The organism is Aminobacter sp. 01T433 (assembly GCF_056398585.1).
Window position 1 is genome coordinate 291,132 of the sequence record NZ_JBFTPR010000003.1, and the last position, 15,762, is coordinate 306,893.

Genomic DNA, 15,762 nt, shown 5'->3' on the forward strand with positions numbered 1-15,762 from the left:
CGAAAAAGCCGGGGTTCGCGCCCCGGCTTTTTCTTTTGTCCTCAGCAGCCTCGAAGGAGGCAAGCACCAAGCATTTCAAGCTCTTGGGACAATATCCCAAGAAACCGATTCAATCAGGCGCCGTCGCCGAAGCGCAGGATTTCCTTGCCGTCCGCGTCTCCCAGCACCAGCTTTCCGCCCTCAACGCGATACGTCTTGGCCCGGCCAAGCGCATCGAGGAACTTGTGTTCCTGATCCATCACTGGCTGGGGGCATGCCATGAAGGTCGAGCCGAGCGGGCCGAAGGAAATCCCCTTGCCCTCGACAGTCGCCTTGCCGAAAAAGTTGTTGCAGCCACCGCGACCGGTGACCTTGCCGTCGACAGCGATGCGCAGGGACGACTGCGGCGTGTCGAGCACGCCTGTGCCGCCAATGTCCTCGGCCACCCATTCGCGGTCGAAGATGTCGTCGGTCTTCTCCTCGCTCGCCTGGCTTACCATCCTGAGCACCATGCTTTGCGGGCCTGCAGTCAGCGGGTCGAGCGAATGGCGGACATCATTGATGAACCACAGCCGGTCGTCGACAGTGATGCGGGCCTGGAGCGCGTAGCTCAAAGTGGGCTGGATGGCCGCGGGATTGAAGGGAACGGAAAACTTGATCGGCACTTGGCCGGCAGGATCGATCTTTTGCTGACCGACAACGGTCGAGGGTGCGTCGGCCAGCGACACGTCGACCAATTGCACGGTGAGCACGGCATGCGGTGGCAGCGCGATACGCTCGCGGTAGAGCACCTCGCCGGTGATCGTCTTTTCTTCCGCTGTAGCCATTTCCGGGACCGCTAGAACGCCGACCAGCAGCGGCGCGAAGCCAAAGAGGATGAATTCTGCGAGCTTGCCAAGCATGGTCGTCTCCCCGGATGAAATGCGCCTAACGATCGAAGGTGCAAAGGATTGCGGTGGTTCCGTGGCCGCGAGCCCAGGTCACTGCCACCTCAGGACTTCGCCCAGCGCGCGGCAGCGGCGTCGTCGCTTTCCTTGGCGTCGACCCAGCCGCCTTCACTGCCGTCGACGCGGTGCTCCTTCTTCCAGAAGGGCGCGCGCGATTTCAGATAATCCATCAGGAAGCTTGCCGCCTCGAACGCCACCTGCCGGTGCTTCGACGCAGCGACCACCAGCACGATGTTTTCGCCGGGCTTGATGCGGCCGAAGCGGTGGATGGCGGTGATGCCGGCCAAGGGCCAACGTTCGATCGCCTCGCGGGCGATGCGCATGATCTCGGCTTCGGCCATGCCGGGATAGTGTTCGAGCTCGAGGGCCGCGAGACTTCCGGCCTCGTCGCGGCACAGGCCGGTGAAGGTCACGACCGCGCCGACATCCGCCCTGCCCTCTGTCAACAGCGCGATTTCCGCGGCGACATCAAAATCGGCCGCCTGGATGCGCACCATCGGCACCACCGCGACCGTCATCGCTTCAGCCACCTGTCATCGGCGGAAACAGTGCGATCTCGCTTGCGCTTCCGATCAGTTCGCGGTGATCGACATGCTCCTGATTGATCGCAACACGGATCACCTCGGGATGCTGCAATGCGCGTTCGAACTCCTCGCCGCGCGACTTGAGCCACAGCAGCAGGTCGGAGACCGTCTTCACGTCGCTGGGCAGGTCGACGTCTTCTTCGGTCTTGCCAATCCGTTCGCGTACCCAGGCAAAATAGATGAGCTTGGTCATGCCTTCACTCGTCCATGATGTGCTTCAGGCCGGCGCGGAAATAGTCATAGCCGGTATATAGCGTCACAAGGGCTGCGATCCACAGCAGCACGAGGCCGATCTGCGTGGTCAGCGGGAAGATCTTGTCGCCCGCGGGGCCAGCCAGCAGGAACGCGATCGCCACCATCTGGATCGTCGTCTTCCATTTGGCAAGCTGGGTCACCGGCACGCTGACCTTGAGGGCGGCGAGATATTCGCGCAGGCCCGAGACGAGGATTTCGCGGCACAGGATGATGATTGCCGCCCAAAGCGACCAGCCGGCAATGCCGCCACGATGGTCGGTGTCGGCCGCCAGCAAAAGCAGGCAGGTGGCGACCAGAAGCTTGTCGGCAATCGGGTCAAGCATGCGGCCGATGTTCGACGTCTGCTTCCAGGCGCGCGCCAGATAGCCATCGAGATAGTCGGTGAGGCTTGCGATAACAAAGATGGCAAGCGCGCTCCAGCGGGCAAAATCGCTCGATTTCAGGCTGCCCTCGAGGAAGAAGCAGAGCACGACCAGCGGCACGGCAATGATACGCGCATAGGTGAGCATGTTGGGCAGGTTGAATGCGCGCTGGGCCATGGTCTCTGTTGCTCTTTCGTCTGCCGTAGTGAAATCAGAATGGGGGGCTGGGGGTCAACTGCCTATAGGTAGTCCAGGTGAAGACCGGACGACAATTATCGTTGATCACCCATTATCGTGAAAATGGTTGTAAACAAGGCGTGCAATGGATTCCGAAATGCCTTCGACGGCCATCAGGTCGTCGACCGCCGCCCGGCTTACCGCCTTGGCGGTGCCGAAAGCCAGGAGTAGCGCGCGCTTACGGCTCGGCCCTATACCGCCGATCTCATCGAGCGGATTCTTGACCATCTCCTTCTTGCGCCGCGCCCGATGCGAGCCGATGGCAAAGCGATGCGCCTCGTCGCGCAGGCGCTGGACGAAATAGAGCACGGGGTCGCGCACCGGCAGCGAGAACGAATCCTTGCCCTTGACGAAGAAACGCTCGCGGCCCGCCTCGCGGTCCTGCCCCTTGGCGACGCCGATCGCAACGACACGGTCCTCGATGCCGAGCTCGGCGAGCATCGCTCGGACCGCGGTCATTTGGCCCTGGCCACCGTCGATCAGGATGACATCAGGCCAAGCCGGAAACGCGCCGGCGTCCTCGACCTCGGCTGCGTCAGGCTGTTCATCGCCGTGATCCTTGAGCAACCGGGAAAACCGCCGCTCCATGACCTCGCGCATCATGCCGAAATCGTCGCCCGGGGTGATGTCGGTCGAACGGATGTTGAATTTGCGGTACTGGTTTTTGACGAAGCCTTCCGGCCCCGCGACCACCATGCCCCCGACGGCATTGGTGCCCATGATGTGGGAATTGTCGTAAACTTCGATGCGCACCGGCGGCTTTTCCAGTCCGAAGGTCTGGGCGAACCCTTCCAGCAACCGCGCCTGGGTCGACGTCTCGGCCAACCTGCGCCCCAGCGCCTCGCGGGCGTTCTGCACGGCGTGGTCGACAATGTCCTTCTTTTCGCCACGCTGCGGCACGGAGATCGCCACCTTGTGGCCAGCGCGGGTGGAAAGCGCTTCGGCCAGCAGCTCTTGCTCTTCGACCGCATGCGACAGCAGGATCGCGCGCGGACACGGCTTGTCGTCGTAGAACTGCGCCAGGAACGAGCCGAGCACTTCGGCAGCCTCCAGCGACGAATCAGCCTTGGGGAAGTAGGCGCGGTTGCCCCAGTTCTGGCCTGTGCGGAAAAAGAACACCTGGATGCCGGTCTGCCCGCCCTCCTGATGGATGGCGAAGACATCGGCCTCGTCGATGGTCTGCGGGTTGATGCCCTGGTGGCTCTGCACATGCGAGAGTGCGGCTAGCCGGTCGCGATAGACGGCCGCACGCTCGAAATCGAGTTCTTCGGCCGCCTGCTGCATCTGCCCCGAAATCTCGGTTTTCACCTTCTGGCTTCGGCCCGACAGGAAGTCCTTCGCCTCGCTGACCAGCTCGGCATAGCCTTCTTCCGAAATCTCGCCGGTGCAAGGTGCAGCACAGCGCTTGATCTGGAACAGCAGGCACGGCCGGGTGCGGTTTTCGAAGAACGAGTCCGTGCAGCTGCGCAAAAGGAAGGCGCGCTGCAGCGAATTGATGGTGCGGCCCACCGCCTGCGCCGACGCAAACGGCCCGAAATAGTCGCCTCCCTTGTGCGAGCGCGCGCCGCGATGCTTGTAGATGCCCGGCGCCGCGTGGCCGCTGGTGAGCATGATGTAGGGGAAAGACTTGTCGTCGCGCATCAATACGTTGAAGCGCGGGCGCAGGCGCTTGATGAGGTTCGCTTCGAGCAGCAAAGCCTCGATCTCGGTACGGGTGACGACGAACTCCATCGTCGCCGTCTCGCGCACCATCTTGCCGATTCGGTTGGTGTGGAAGCGCCCTTGCGCGTAGTTGGTGACGCGCTTCTTGAGGCTGCGCGCCTTGCCGACATAAAGCACGTCGCCGGCGGCATTCATCATGCGATAGACGCCCGGCGCATTGGGCAGCCGCTTGACCAGCGTCTGGATCACTTCGGCGCCGACCATGCCGTCCGCGTCGCCGGCGTGCGCTGTCCAGTCTATGGCGGTGAAAGGCAGATCCGGGCCGCTGGGCGCAACGGTCTCTTCCACCGCCTCGTCGTCATCGAGCTCGGTGTCGGGCATGTCTTCGGCAGCCTTGCCGCCTTTTCCGGGGCTCGGCTTGGTGTCGGATTGGCGAGGACTCATTCCACCATGCCTGTCACATCGGGCGTCTGCCAGGCAAGATGCTGGCCGCCATCGAGTGCAATCATTTGGCCAGTGACCGAGCGCGCCTGCCAGAGGTAACGGATCGTCGCGCCAAACTCGCCAAGCGCTGGTCCCCGCTTCAGCAGCAGGCCGTCGAGCTGGGCGCTGAAGGCGGCGGCGTCCTGGCGTGAACTCGGCAGCGTCGGACCAGGACCGATAGCATTGACGCGAATGCGCGGCGCCAGTGCCTGCGCCATCGTTTTGGTAGCGGCCCAAAGTGCCGCCTTCGACAGCGAATAAGAAAAATATTGCGGTGTCGGCTTAAGCACGCGCTGGTCGATCATGTTGACGATCAGCCCCTCGGCGCCTTCTGGCAGCGCTGCGGCGAAATTCTTCGCCAGCAGTGCCGGCGCCTTCACATGCAGGGCAAAATGCCGATCCCAGGCCTCCCAGCCGAAATCGGTCACCGAATCGCCTTCGAAGACCGAGGCATTGTTGACCAGCAGCGTTATCGGCCCAAGCGCGGCATCGGCCTCCGCAAGCAGCGCGTCGACGGCAACCATGTCGGCGAGGTCGGCCTGAACGACCACTGCTCGTCCACCATTTGCCTTGATCGTCGCTGCGAGGTCGTCGGCTACCGCACGGGAGCGGTTGCAATGGATGGCGACGCCAAAGCCATGCGCGGCAAGGTCTTCCACGATCGCGCGGCCGATACGCTTGGCCCCACCCGTCACCAGCACATTGCCCGCCATCTTCGCCATCCAGTCGTCCTCTCATGCGATCCGCCAGCTTCCCTTGAGGCAGGCGCGGCCACCTTTTTTGGTAACCTTTGTAAAAAGCCGTTCATCGATCTGGCGGCAATGTGGCGAAGGCCTCCAGCGCCGTCCAAAACACTGCCTGCGAACCATGCCGGCAAGCGAGATATAGAACGCCCAACCCCTTGTACCAAGCGGCTTGCGGCAAATGGTCAGCAAAGCTCCTGACAAGGTTGTTGCAATAGCGCAACGTCACGCTTCAGCCTCATTTGCGCCCGGCAATCACCTCACTTCAGGTTCGGTTCAGCCGCATTTCGACACGACATTCAGCACCGTTCGGCGCCACTACCGTTTCTCCCCCCGGACGGTTCATCAACGGCGCCATTTCGAAAAAGAGCCAGTGTTCAGTTGGCTTAAGGAGTGAAATTATGACTGCCATTCTCAAGCACGCCCGTCCCCTCGCGGCGGCTTTCGGCCTGATCGCCCTGGCGGCTATGCCTGCATTCGCAGCTGACGTCGTCATGGAAGAGCCGCCAGCACCTTCCGCCCCGATGGTTCAGCCCCCGCTCAACACGTGGTCTGGCCCCTACGCCGGTGTCTCGCTCGGTTATGGCTTCAGCGGCGACGCGAATGACAAGACCTTCAACAACGAGATCGGCACAAGCGGCTTCGTTGGCGGCGCATTCGGCGGCTACAACTACCAGATGGACAACTTCGTCATCGGTGGCGAAGCCGATCTCGGCTACAACGGCGTGGAAGGCGACAATGCTGGAACGTCCGTGAAGGGCGGCCTCGAAGGCTCGCTGCGCGCTCGTCTGGGTTATGTCGTCACGCCTGACATCCTGGTCTACGGTACGGCCGGTGGTGCTGGCTCGCAGGTCAAGGTCACGGACGCCGTTGGCAACAGCGAATCCAACACCGCCCTCGGCTGGACGGCCGGCGTCGGCACCGACATCAAGCTGACCGAGTCGGTCTTCGGCCGCGTCGAGTACCGCTACACCGACCTCGGCACCGACGGCTACAACCTCGGCGGCACCAACCACGACGTGTCGTTCAAGGATCACCGCGTCACGTTCGGCGTCGGTATGAAGTTCTGATCCTCAGGATCACAACAAACGAAAAAGCCGGGCTCGCGCCCGGCTTTTTTGTTGTTTGAACCGGCTACGCCTGCGGGATGATCGCTTTCAGTTCCGGGAATTTTTCATCGAAACGCGCAGCCCAGCGCTTGAGACGCGGGCGGCCCTTGTCCCACTTGCCGGCGAAGCGAAGCTCCATGTAGGCGATGGCGGTGCGTAGCGCGATCTGGCCGGCACCGATCGATTTCGGCAGCTTCGGCGGGTTGGCATTGAGCAGGTCGAGCGCGCGTGCAGCCTTTGCCCACTGCTTGTCGAGCCAGGGCTGGTGCACCAGTTCTTCAGGCCGCGACCGGCGCTCGTAGACAATCGCCAGCAGGCAATCGCAGATGCCGTCGGCGATTGCCTCCAGACGTTCGGCGTCAAGCCGCTTTTCGGCGTTGCGCGGGAACAGCTTGTTGCCCGAAAGCCGGTTCAGATATTGCGTGATCACCCGGCTGTCGTAGATGCCGTCGCCCTCGTCGGTGATCCACACAGGGATCTTGCCCAGCGGATTGGCATCGGTCAGCAACGCCGGCTGGGCGGCCGTGTCGACAATCACCGCCTCAAAGGCGATGCCGGCATAGGTGGCTGCCAAACGCACCTTGGCGCTGTAGGGCGATGTTGCGGAATAGAGAAGTTTTGGCATGGCAAGGGTCCCTTTTGGCGAGGACCATATTCCGCGCGATTTTCGCCGGCAACGCGGCGTAGCGCTAAATCAGCGGCCACGCACAGGCGGCATCACCACCTTGTCGAGGCGGCAGGCGCGCCGCTCGATTTCCGGGCAGGCCCGGAAGTCGAGATCCTTGGTCATGCAGATGCGCACCTCCTGCAGATAGCGTCGGTCGCAAGCAACCGCGATGCCATCCGCCCTCATCGCCGGGTTGGATTGCAAGAAGGCGCGTTCGGCCTGCCCTGGCGCCAAGGTGCGATAGGCATCGAGCCGCTTGAACTCGGCGGGAATCTCGACCTTTTGCCGCGCTGCGCGCAGCACCTTGAAATAGTCGTCCTGGCTGAGGCCCGAGCAGGTGCCATGCTTGCGCCATTGGTGGCGAATCAAGCCGGCCGACGGCATCAGATCGTAAAGCCCGCGCAGCTTGTCGCTCGAGACATCGCTGTTGTTGGTCTGGCAGTCCTGGGGGTAGCCGCGCTCATATTGCGGCCACAGGCCATGGACCACGAAGGCATAGGGCCTCCCGGCACGGCATTGCTGGCCGTTGGCCTGCTCGCCCTCGGCCTCGCAATAGCTGGGAGACCACGACAGCGACAAAACGTAGAAATCGAAGCCCTGCCCCCTGGGCACGACCGCTTCAGACGATGCGGGCGGCTTGGTTTCGCTGGATTTTTCCTCGGCTGGCTTGCAAGCGGAAAGTGCGAGCAACGCGGCGAACGCGAATACCCACCCGCAAGCCAATCGTCTCATGGCAAAGTCCAGCCTGCCTCAGCGCAGGATGCGGCAACCAACCTGATCGCCACGGTAACCGCCATTGTAGACGTACCAGCGGTCGAAGCCCGCGACGCAAAATTCGACATTGTTGCCGATCGAGGCAAAGCCCATGCCTTCCTCGACAAGGTACCAGATGCTGCGGTCGCGACCGTCCGAAAGCGTCACGGTAGCGCCACAATAGGTGCGGCCGATGGGATGGTCTTCATCAGACGGCTGATAGCGGGTCTCGTAAATGCGCTGGAAGTCGGTGATCGCGACCTGGGGCAGGTTCGGAACGTAGCGAACCTGATGGCTGAAACGGCTGGTGATGCGATTGAGCACGGAGGCGTTGCTGCACAATCCGGAATAATCGGAATAGGTCGTCGCAAGATCCGCGGCCTGCACCGAAGCGGTGCCGAGCCCGGCTGCTCCAAGTCCGATGATTGCGGCAAAGAAGGTGCTGGCGATGCGACTCATGGTTCCCACTCCAAGACTGGTGCAACCTAGTTTGCGGCTTCTCCGCGTTCCGGTCAAGAAGCCGCAGCTTCGCCGGCGAGCCACTCGACCGACCAGCTGGCGCCTGCGCCCTCGGCAAGAATCCCGCTCAGCACCGGAAGCATCGTGCGCAACTCGCTTTCCAGCGGATAAGGCGGGTTGACCACCACCATGCCGGTGCCGTCGAGCCGAGGCTCGGACGAAGGCGAGCGGATATAGAACTCGATATCCATGATCTTGGGAATGCCGGCGTCAGCCAGCCCTTCACGGAACCGAGCCACCGCCTTGCGATCCTTGACCGGATACCACAGCGCGAAGATGCCACCGGGCCAGCGCCGGTGCGCCTTCTTGAGCCCGTCAACCAGGCGATCGAACTCGCCGCCGATCTCGAAAGGCGGATCGACCAGCACCAGCCCGCGCTTTTCCTTCGGCGGCAGATGCGCGCCAAGTGCCAGCCAGCCGTCCAATTCGGTGACGCGGGTCTGGAAATCGCCTTCAAACTGGGCAGCCAGCGTCTTTGCATCCTCGGGATGCAGTTCGATTGCCGACAACCGGTCCTGCTTGCGCAGCAGATGCCGGGCGATCAGCGGCGAGCCGGGATAGTTTTCGACGCCACCCCCAGCGTTGACCGCACGCACGGCATCGAGATAAGGCGCAAGCAGTTCCGCAGCATCTGCCGGAAGCTTCGCCTCGATCAACCGACCGATGCCGTCAATCCATTCGCCCGTCTTGCGCGCCTGTTCCGAAGAAAGATCGTAAAGGCCGATGCCGGCATGGGTGTCGATGACCCGAAACGCCTTGTCCTTGCGCTTGAGATATTCGATCAGCCGGGCGAGCACTGCGTGCTTGACCACGTCGGCAAAATTTCCGGCATGATAGACGTGGCGATAATTCATGACTTGTCAGCGCCCCTGCCCCAGCGTGGCGCCGGCGGCTGTGAATTCGGGTTTTCCGGGCGACCGCCGCCGCGTCGCAGCGACAGCACCAGGCCGATGAAGCCGATCGCCATCAGCGAAATGCCGACAGGCTGGGCGCGCGCGTCGGCCTCGCCGCCGCTCGAGCGCAAGATGAGGTCGACGCGCTGGATCTGGACATTGTCGGCATCGCCCTGGCCGATGACGAACCGATAGGTTCCCGGCTGCACATCGCGGATCAGGCCGGCGTCGTCGCGGAAAATCGGATCGGGCAGCTGCGGGCTGCGCTCGCGCGGCGTGGTATCGTTGAAGTTCAACGCTTGGGCCAGCACGGTTTCGCCGCGCGTCGAGGCAGTGATGGTCAGCACGGCGCGCGCGGGTGTGACCACCGGCGGCGCCAGCGTTGTCAGGTCGACCAGCACCCGCACCGGCGCATCAGATGTCGCGAGTGCCACCTCGACGGGGCGAAAGCCGCTGGCGCGATCATAGGCGCGATAGGTGCCGATCTCACGGCCGGTGAAATTGGTGGTCGCCCAAGGATAGATGATGCCGAGGCCGGTGCCCGCAAGCAGGATGAGAAGAAACAGGAACCGCATGGTGCTCGATACTCTGTAGCCGCCATCAAACCAGGGCGGCGGGCGGACGGACAACGTGTCTCCTACTACGGCTTTTGCCCGGCGCCGGAAAGTGCGGCGCGAGCGTTGCCCGCAACTTCGCGCTCCATCTCGTCGAGCAGCATTTCGAGGCCCATTTCAAATGTCTTGTCGAATTCAGACACCGCAAAATATGGGCCTGCCGCCGCAACATTCGGAAAATCGCGACGCAGCCGCTCCTCACCGACCGTGGTCACCGCCGACGGCCCTTTCGCGTAACCCGCCGTTTCGTCGAGGATCGCCCCCATCAGGTAATAGCCGATGGCACGGAACATGCGGGCGGAGCCTTCCTTGCCGAAGCCCCCGTCCTCGAAAACACCAAGCACGCCGTCGAGCCATTTCAGGCATTTGGGCGAGTTCATGCGATAGGTGACCAAAAACGGCGCAAACGCCGGATGCGCCCGCCCCACAGCGCGGAAATCGGCCATCACCAACCGCGCCCGCTGTCGCCACGGCAACTCGCGCGAAGGTATCTCCAAGTCGCCGACCAGCCGTTCCACCAGCGCCTCGAACAGATGCGCCACCGAGGGGTAATGGTGGTAGATGCTCATCGCTTGGCAATCGAGTGCCTGCGCCAGCTTGCGCATCGAAAAGCCCGCCAGGCCTTCGCGTTCGACCACCTCGAATGCCGCCGTCTCGATCATGTCGCGTGAAAGCCGCGCTCGCTTTTTGTTGATTGGCTTGTCCATGGCCTAGCTTGACAACTTACACTGTAAGGCTCATCAATTCCATACCTTACACCGTAAGGGAAAAATGATCCAGAGGAGGAAGTCATGTCAGCATACGACACATCCGCCCTCGCCTCGTTCCGCCGCACGATGACGGTCCTGGCCGGCGCAGCAGCCTGTTCAGCCACCCTCGCCCTGATGCCCCTGCCTACTCACGCCGACGACTACGATGCCACTGTGCAGGATATCCAGAAGTCGATGGGCGGCGTACCGAGCTTCATCAAGCAGTTCCCCAAGGCCGGCCTCCCCGGCGCCTGGTCGGAGCTGAAGAACATCGAATTCGGCGACAAGACCGCGTTGCCGCCGAAAACCAAGGCGCTGATCTCGCTTGCCGTCGCAGCGCAGATCCCGTGTACATATTGCATCTGGGCCGACACGCAGGACGCCAAGAAGCTTGGCGCGACGCAGGAAGAAATCCAGGAAGCCGTGGCGATGGCCGCGCTGACGCGCCATTGGAGCACGATCTTCAACGGCATGCAGGTCGATTTCGAGATCTTCAAGAAGGAACTCGGCGGCGAGATGAGCGCCGCGAAGTAGCAGATTGCAAATCGAGAGGCAGCCGGTCCGCGGTTGCCTCTACGCCTTGCGCTCCCAGCGCCGATCCGGCGTCTGCTGCCAGTAGGTGACGGTGTGACCGGCGGCCTTCATCGTCTTCCAATGTTCGCGCGCGCCTTCGAGCTGTGCTGCGTCATGACCGTCGAACAGGAAAACCGCGCGCTGATAAGGACTGATGTCCGGCGGCGATGCGCCGTCGACCAGGAAACGGATCTCGGCCGCGTTCGGATTGTCCTCGCTCACCGTCAGCACCACCGGCTGATCGGCCGCATGCGCCTCGCGGTCGCTGCCATGTGCGAGGAACGAATCGTCGCGGAATGTCCACAAATGCGCATCGAGCGCATCGCGACGCTCCTCGGTGCCGGTCTGCACCACTGCTTTCCAGCCACGCTGCAGGCTGCGTTCGAGCAAGCCTGGAAGCGCGTCTTCGAGCGTCGATTCGGTCAGGTGGTAGAAAAGGACTTCGGCCATGGGGCAATGCTATGCCCCAATTCCACGCGGCGGTGAAGCGTCCCGCCGCGCCGGACAAGCCCGACGCGGCCAATTGTTGGAGGCTCAGCCTTCGTAGTGGTCGCGCACCAGCCTATCGAGCAGCCGTACGCCGTAGCCCGAGGCCCAGGACTGATTGATCTCGTTGGTCGGCGAGCCCATCGCGGTACCAGCAATGTCGAGATGCGCCCACGGCGTTTCCTTGACGAAGCGCTGCAGGAACTGTGCCGCCGTGATCGAGCCGCCATAACGGCCGCCGATGTTTTTCATGTCGGCGTTCTTGGAATCGATCAGCTTGTCGTAGTCGGAGCCGAGCGGCATGCGCCACAGCTTCTCCTGCGTCACGGTACCGGATGCCGTCAGGCGGGTCGCCAGTTCGTCATTGTTGGAGAACAGGCCAGCATGACCCTGGCCAAGGGCCACCATGATCGCGCCCGTCAGCGTCGCCAGATTGACCATGAATTTCGGCTCGAAACGCTGGTTGCAGTACCACAGCGCATCTGCGAGCACGAGGCGCCCTTCGGCGTCGGTGTTCAGCACTTCGATGGTCTGGCCCGACATCGAGGTGACGATGTCACCGGGGCGCTGGGCGTTGCCGTCGACCATGTTTTCGACCAGGCCGATAATGCCGATCACATTGGCCTTGGCCTTGCGGGCGGCAAGCGCGTGCATCAGTCCGGTGACTGCGGCGGCACCGCCCATGTCGCCCTTCATGTCTTCCATGCCGGCCGCCGGCTTGATCGACACCCCACCCGAATCAAAGACCACGCCCTTGCCGACAAAGGCGACTGGCTTGTCCTTGGCCTTGCCGCCGTTCCACTGCATGACAGCCAGGCGCGGCGGACGCACCGACCCCTGGGCGACGCCGAGCAAAGCGCCCATGCCGAGCTTCTTCATTTCCTTCTCGGTCAGGATCTCTACCTTGACGCCGAGCTTTTCGAGTTCCTTGGCCTGTGCTGCGAACTCCACCGGACCGAGCACATTGGCCGGCTCGTTGACGAGATCGCGGGCGAGCACCACGCCGCCGACGATGGCCTCGGCATCGGCGAAGGCCTTCTTGGCCGCCGCCGGATCGGCGCAATGGATCACGACCTTGGCCGGCTTCTTGTCGTCGGCCTTGCCGTCACCATTGTCCTTCTTGGTCTTGTATTTGTCGAAGGTATAGGCCCGCAGCAGGATTCCGGCGGCGACGCCAGCGGCGGCGGCGCCATCGACAGTGACGCCCGGAATGTCGAGAATCACAGCCACTTCGGTCGCCTTGCGCAATTGCGCCGCAAGCGCCCCGCCAAGCTTCAGCCAGGAATATTCGTCGAGTGCTGTGGTCTTGCCCGTGCCAATGGCGACGAGCCGGTCAGCCGCCGTCCCCTCGGGTGCGAGGACTTCCACCACGCCGCCGAACTTGCCGGTGAAATCGGCTACGGGGAAAGCACGGTCGAGCGTCTTGGCCGGATCACAGGCGCGCGCCGCATCGCTCAGGCCTCCATCTTCGGCCGAGAAGATGAAAACGGTGCCTTTTTTCGGCACACCCGGCTTGGCGAAACTGATCGACGGCTTAGAAGTCATGATATCCTGCTTTCGGATCCCGTTCTGATGGTGCGCGACATTTCGTCGTTTTCGAGAGTTTGGCAAGCCTCCCGTCATCTAGGGCAGCTATTGCTAAAGTTGAAATGTTGTCAGAAACGTCGCGTTAACCACCTCTGTTCGGCCTTTCTTAGCCAATAGTGCCCAGACTCGACCCTGGTGAGAGATGGTGCGGGAACAGTGTCGGCCTGAAGGGGCCAGTTGTGCCGGCTTGCCTTGGACTATATCTTAGACCCGCACCGGCCGCGCGACATCCTGTCGGCCGGCCAAGTCGGAAACACGGAATCCTGATCATCGATGAAGGTTGTTGAGCGCTACATCCTGCGTCGTGCGTCCGTGGTTTTCATCGCCGCGCTGACTTGGACTTTGGCCATCGTCTGGACCACTCAGGTGCTCGGGCGAATCGACCTCGTCACCGATAGCGGCCAGTCGGCGCTGACCTTCTTTGAGGTGGCGGCACTTATCTTGCCCACCGTCATCCCCATCGTCGTCCCCTTTGCAGTCGTCATCGCCGTGGCGTTGACGCTGAGTACGATGAACAGCGATTCCGAGCTGGTGATCCTCAATGCCGCGGGCGCCTCACGACTGACGGTCATTCGGCCCATCCTCATCCTTGCAATCGGCGCCAGCCTGTTTTCCTTCGTCGTCGACAACGTCGTCGAACCGATGGCGCGCCAGCGCAACCGCGAACTGATCGCCACTTCGCGCGCCGACCTTTTGTCGCTGATCATCCAGGAAGGCACGTTCCGCAAGGTCGATGAAGGTCTGTTTGTTCAGGTCGGCGAACGCCTGCCCAATGGCGGATTGGGCGGTATTTTCGTCGCCGATTCGCGCGAACCAAACGTCGACCTCGTCTATTACGCCAAGGACGGCTCCTTCATCGAGCGCGACAGCAAGCAGATGCTGGTGATGAACGAAGGCGTGATCCACCGCAAGGCGCCGGGCGGCGAGGTTTCGGTGATCAGTTTCGATTCCTATGCCTTCGACCTCAGCGAATTCTCCGCTGCGGCCCAGGAGGTCACCATGGCGCCGAAGGATCGTTCAACAGCCTATCTGATGGACCCCTCGCACAGCGACAAATTCTATCAGCGCAATCCGCGGCTGTTCACGGTCGAACTCGACCGCCGCTTCACCGAGTGGTTCTATTCGATCGCCTTTGCGCTCATCGCGCTTGCCGTGGCAGGCGATGCGCGTTCGCACCGTGAAGCGCGCATCCATCCGCTCATCACCACTGTCACCATCGCGCTGTTCTTCCGCTGGCTCGGCTTCTTCGCCGGCAGCAAGGCCGAGACGGTGCCTTGGGTCAGCTATGTCATCTACGGCATTCCGATCAGCGCGTCGTTGCTCGCCATCTGGTTCATCCGCAACAACCGCACCATGGAGCTGCCGGTCTCGGTCGCCGACCGTGTGGCGGCGATGGCTGCGCGCGTCCGCGACAGGTTCATCGCGTTCCGCCTGCGGCTCGGCGGCGGCGCTTCCGGCCAGGGAGCGGCATGATGGGCTGGACGCTCGGGCGCTATTTCCTGGTCCGCTATGCCGTCATCACGACATGGTTCTTCATCGGCATTTTCGCGCTGATCTTCATCATCGACGTCACTGAATTCTCCAGCAATGTCGGCAGCCTGCCGGGATTCAAGTTCAGCATGGCCCTTACCGTGTCGGCACTTCGCGTGCCGATGATCATGCAGCAGACAGTGCCGTTCGTGGCTCTATTCAGCGCCATGGCGACACTTGTGTCACTCAACCGTCGCTACGAGCTGGTCATCGCGCGCGCCGCCGGCATTTCGGCATGGCAGTTCCTGCTGCCCTGCTGCATCGGCGCCCTGATTTTCGGCATGATCACCGTCGGCATCCTCAACCCTATCGCAGCGCACGGTTTTTCACGTGCCGAAAACATCGAATCCGAGCTGCGCTCGCGCCAGTCGAATTCGGTTTCGGCATTCTCGGCACCATGGCTGCGGCAGAAAGCTAACGGCACCGAAGTCATCATCGGCGCTCGTGCGGTCCTCAACCAGGGCCTGGAACTCGCTGACGCGGTGTTCTTCATCTTCGACTCGAACGGTAACATGGTCGAGCGCAAGGATGCCGAACGAGCCTATCTGCGGGAAGGCCATTGGGAACTCGTCAACGTCCGCAGCATGAAGGGCGCCGAGAATTTCACCTCGGAAAAAACCGACCAGGTACCAACCAATCTGAAGCCGGAATTCGTGCAGGAACGACTGGCGCGACCGGAAACGATTCCATTCTTCCAACTGCCTGCAAAGATCGAAATTGCGCGCTCGTTCGGCCTCAGGGCAAATGCATTCGCCATGCAATTTCATTCACTTGTCGCCCTTCCCTTCCTTCTGGTTGCGATGACTCTCATTGCTGCAACAGTGTCGATGCAATTTGCGAGGATGGGGCAGTCAGCAACGATGATTCTGGGTGGCGTCCTCGCTGGCTTTCTGCTTTATGTCGTTTCGGTTCTGGTCAAAGCATTTGGCAATGCGGGATTCGTGCCGACTTATATTGCGGCGTGGCTTCCAGTTGTCGTAGCAATGTTTTTCGGGGTGACTTTCCTGCTCTACAAGGAGGACGGTTAGTG

18 protein-coding genes are annotated in these 15,762 nt (G+C 62.1%); 4 read left to right on the forward strand and 14 right to left on the reverse strand.

The features are described from left to right. Positions 1-113: 113 nt before the first annotated feature. From AC1DLV_RS06680 to AC1DLV_RS06705, 6 genes are all read right to left on the reverse strand, one after another. Positions 114-881 carry a YbaY family lipoprotein gene (locus AC1DLV_RS06680; RefSeq protein WP_476798768.1) on the reverse strand — a complete coding sequence of 256 codons (768 nt, stop codon included), beginning with the start codon at positions 879-881 and terminating at the stop codon, positions 114-116. A gap of 89 nt (positions 882-970) precedes the next feature. Continuing rightward, complete coding sequence (locus AC1DLV_RS06685; RefSeq protein ID WP_476798904.1) at positions 971-1,444, reverse strand: molybdenum cofactor biosynthesis protein MoaE; 474 nt, start codon at positions 1,442-1,444, stop codon at positions 971-973. A gap of 4 nt (positions 1,445-1,448) precedes the next feature. Continuing rightward, positions 1,449-1,703: a molybdopterin converting factor subunit 1 gene (moaD, locus tag AC1DLV_RS06690; RefSeq protein ID WP_476798769.1), complete on the reverse strand. Its 255-nt coding sequence runs from the start codon at positions 1,701-1,703 to the stop codon at positions 1,449-1,451. Between the two features lie 4 nt (positions 1,704-1,707). Further along, complete coding sequence (gene pgsA / locus AC1DLV_RS06695; protein WP_476798770.1) at positions 1,708-2,304, reverse strand: CDP-diacylglycerol--glycerol-3-phosphate 3-phosphatidyltransferase; 597 nt, start codon at positions 2,302-2,304, stop codon at positions 1,708-1,710. A gap of 105 nt (positions 2,305-2,409) precedes the next feature. Beyond that, positions 2,410-4,470, reverse strand: a complete 2,061-nt coding sequence (gene uvrC, locus AC1DLV_RS06700; protein ID WP_476798771.1) for an excinuclease ABC subunit UvrC — start codon at positions 4,468-4,470, stop codon at positions 2,410-2,412. Further along, positions 4,467-5,231: an SDR family oxidoreductase gene (locus AC1DLV_RS06705; RefSeq protein ID WP_476798772.1), complete on the reverse strand. Its 765-nt coding sequence runs from the start codon at positions 5,229-5,231 to the stop codon at positions 4,467-4,469. Before AC1DLV_RS06705 ends, uvrC begins: the two co-directional genes overlap by 4 nt. 422 nt (positions 5,232-5,653) lie before the next feature. Here AC1DLV_RS06705 and AC1DLV_RS06710 point away from each other — a divergent pair, with 422 nt between their 5' ends. After that, positions 5,654-6,322, forward strand: a complete 669-nt coding sequence (locus AC1DLV_RS06710) for an outer membrane protein (RefSeq protein WP_476798773.1) — start codon at positions 5,654-5,656, stop codon at positions 6,320-6,322. A 64-nt stretch (positions 6,323-6,386) separates the two neighbouring features. Here AC1DLV_RS06710 and AC1DLV_RS06715 read toward each other — a convergent pair whose 3' ends face one another. The 6 genes from AC1DLV_RS06715 to AC1DLV_RS06740 form a co-directional block, all read right to left on the reverse strand. Continuing rightward, positions 6,387-6,986, reverse strand: a complete 600-nt coding sequence (locus tag AC1DLV_RS06715) for a glutathione S-transferase family protein (protein ID WP_476798774.1) — start codon at positions 6,984-6,986, stop codon at positions 6,387-6,389. A gap of 69 nt (positions 6,987-7,055) precedes the next feature. Further along, entirely contained in the window at positions 7,056-7,760 is a 705-nt protein-coding gene (locus AC1DLV_RS06720; RefSeq protein ID WP_476798775.1) for a ribonuclease T2 family protein, read from the reverse strand. An 18-nt stretch (positions 7,761-7,778) separates the two neighbouring features. After that, positions 7,779-8,240: a hypothetical protein gene (locus tag AC1DLV_RS06725; RefSeq protein WP_476798776.1), complete on the reverse strand. Its 462-nt coding sequence runs from the start codon at positions 8,238-8,240 to the stop codon at positions 7,779-7,781. 53 nt (positions 8,241-8,293) lie between these two features. Further along, complete coding sequence (locus AC1DLV_RS06730) at positions 8,294-9,154, reverse strand: 23S rRNA (adenine(2030)-N(6))-methyltransferase RlmJ (protein ID WP_476798777.1); 861 nt, start codon at positions 9,152-9,154, stop codon at positions 8,294-8,296. After that, positions 9,151-9,768, reverse strand: coding sequence for a hypothetical protein (locus AC1DLV_RS06735; protein WP_476798905.1), 618 nt, complete (start codon positions 9,766-9,768; stop codon positions 9,151-9,153). Before AC1DLV_RS06735 ends, AC1DLV_RS06730 begins: the two co-directional genes overlap by 4 nt. 65 nt (positions 9,769-9,833) lie before the next feature. Further along, positions 9,834-10,514, reverse strand: coding sequence for a TetR/AcrR family transcriptional regulator (locus AC1DLV_RS06740; RefSeq protein WP_476798778.1), 681 nt, complete (start codon positions 10,512-10,514; stop codon positions 9,834-9,836). An 84-nt stretch (positions 10,515-10,598) separates the two neighbouring features. Here AC1DLV_RS06740 and AC1DLV_RS06745 point away from each other — a divergent pair, with 84 nt between their 5' ends. Continuing rightward, the gene (locus AC1DLV_RS06745) at positions 10,599-11,090 is read left to right on the forward strand and encodes a carboxymuconolactone decarboxylase family protein (RefSeq protein WP_476798779.1); all 492 of its coding nucleotides are present in this window, start codon (positions 10,599-10,601) and stop codon (positions 11,088-11,090) included. 39 nt (positions 11,091-11,129) lie between these two features. Here the strand turns inward: AC1DLV_RS06745 and AC1DLV_RS06750 are convergent, their stop codons facing one another. Both AC1DLV_RS06750 and AC1DLV_RS06755 read right to left on the reverse strand, forming a co-directional pair. Beyond that, a complete protein-coding gene (locus AC1DLV_RS06750; protein WP_476798780.1) occupies positions 11,130-11,579 on the reverse strand; it encodes a DNA polymerase III subunit chi in 450 nt (149 codons plus the stop codon). A gap of 84 nt (positions 11,580-11,663) precedes the next feature. After that, entirely contained in the window at positions 11,664-13,160 is a 1,497-nt protein-coding gene (locus AC1DLV_RS06755) for a leucyl aminopeptidase (RefSeq protein ID WP_476798781.1), read from the reverse strand. A gap of 315 nt (positions 13,161-13,475) precedes the next feature. Here AC1DLV_RS06755 and lptF point away from each other — a divergent pair, with 315 nt between their 5' ends. Next, the gene (gene lptF / locus AC1DLV_RS06760) at positions 13,476-14,675 is read left to right on the forward strand and encodes an LPS export ABC transporter permease LptF (protein WP_476798782.1); all 1,200 of its coding nucleotides are present in this window, start codon (positions 13,476-13,478) and stop codon (positions 14,673-14,675) included. Next, positions 14,672-15,760 (forward strand): LPS export ABC transporter permease LptG, encoded by a 1,089-nt coding sequence (gene lptG, locus AC1DLV_RS06765; protein ID WP_476798783.1) that lies wholly within the window; start codon positions 14,672-14,674, stop codon positions 15,758-15,760. The genes lptF and lptG overlap by 4 nt, the downstream gene beginning before the upstream one ends. Positions 15,761-15,762 lie beyond the last annotated feature (2 nt).

What these genes read in the sequence shown, in the direction of transcription:
- AC1DLV_RS06720 (WP_476798775.1), bottom strand. Translation starts at nt 7,760, where the DNA reads ATGAGACGATTGGCTTGCGGGTGGGTATTCGCGTTCGCCGCGTTGCTC.
- lptG (WP_476798783.1), top strand. Translation starts at nt 14,672, where the DNA reads ATGATGGGCTGGACGCTCGGGCGCTATTTCCTGGTCCGCTATGCCGTC.
- AC1DLV_RS06680 (WP_476798768.1), bottom strand. Translation starts at nt 881, where the DNA reads ATGCTTGGCAAGCTCGCAGAATTCATCCTCTTTGGCTTCGCGCCGCTG.
- AC1DLV_RS06685 (WP_476798904.1), bottom strand. Translation starts at nt 1,444, where the DNA reads ATGACGGTCGCGGTGGTGCCGATGGTGCGCATCCAGGCGGCCGATTTT.
- AC1DLV_RS06755 (WP_476798781.1), bottom strand. Translation starts at nt 13,160, where the DNA reads ATGACTTCTAAGCCGTCGATCAGTTTCGCCAAGCCGGGTGTGCCGAAA.
- AC1DLV_RS06730 (WP_476798777.1), bottom strand. Translation starts at nt 9,154, where the DNA reads ATGAATTATCGCCACGTCTATCATGCCGGAAATTTTGCCGACGTGGTC.
- uvrC (WP_476798771.1), bottom strand. Translation starts at nt 4,470, where the DNA reads ATGAGTCCTCGCCAATCCGACACCAAGCCGAGCCCCGGAAAAGGCGGC.
- AC1DLV_RS06710 (WP_476798773.1), top strand. Translation starts at nt 5,654, where the DNA reads ATGACTGCCATTCTCAAGCACGCCCGTCCCCTCGCGGCGGCTTTCGGC.
- pgsA (WP_476798770.1), bottom strand. Translation starts at nt 2,304, where the DNA reads ATGGCCCAGCGCGCATTCAACCTGCCCAACATGCTCACCTATGCGCGT.
- moaD (WP_476798769.1), bottom strand. Translation starts at nt 1,703, where the DNA reads ATGACCAAGCTCATCTATTTTGCCTGGGTACGCGAACGGATTGGCAAG.
- AC1DLV_RS06735 (WP_476798905.1), bottom strand. Translation starts at nt 9,768, where the DNA reads ATGCGGTTCCTGTTTCTTCTCATCCTGCTTGCGGGCACCGGCCTCGGC.
- AC1DLV_RS06725 (WP_476798776.1), bottom strand. Translation starts at nt 8,240, where the DNA reads ATGAGTCGCATCGCCAGCACCTTCTTTGCCGCAATCATCGGACTTGGA.
- AC1DLV_RS06745 (WP_476798779.1), top strand. Translation starts at nt 10,599, where the DNA reads ATGTCAGCATACGACACATCCGCCCTCGCCTCGTTCCGCCGCACGATG.
- AC1DLV_RS06705 (WP_476798772.1), bottom strand. Translation starts at nt 5,231, where the DNA reads ATGGCGAAGATGGCGGGCAATGTGCTGGTGACGGGTGGGGCCAAGCGT.
- AC1DLV_RS06740 (WP_476798778.1), bottom strand. Translation starts at nt 10,514, where the DNA reads ATGGACAAGCCAATCAACAAAAAGCGAGCGCGGCTTTCACGCGACATG.
- AC1DLV_RS06715 (WP_476798774.1), bottom strand. Translation starts at nt 6,986, where the DNA reads ATGCCAAAACTTCTCTATTCCGCAACATCGCCCTACAGCGCCAAGGTG.
- lptF (WP_476798782.1), top strand. Translation starts at nt 13,476, where the DNA reads ATGAAGGTTGTTGAGCGCTACATCCTGCGTCGTGCGTCCGTGGTTTTC.
- AC1DLV_RS06750 (WP_476798780.1), bottom strand. Translation starts at nt 11,579, where the DNA reads ATGGCCGAAGTCCTTTTCTACCACCTGACCGAATCGACGCTCGAAGAC.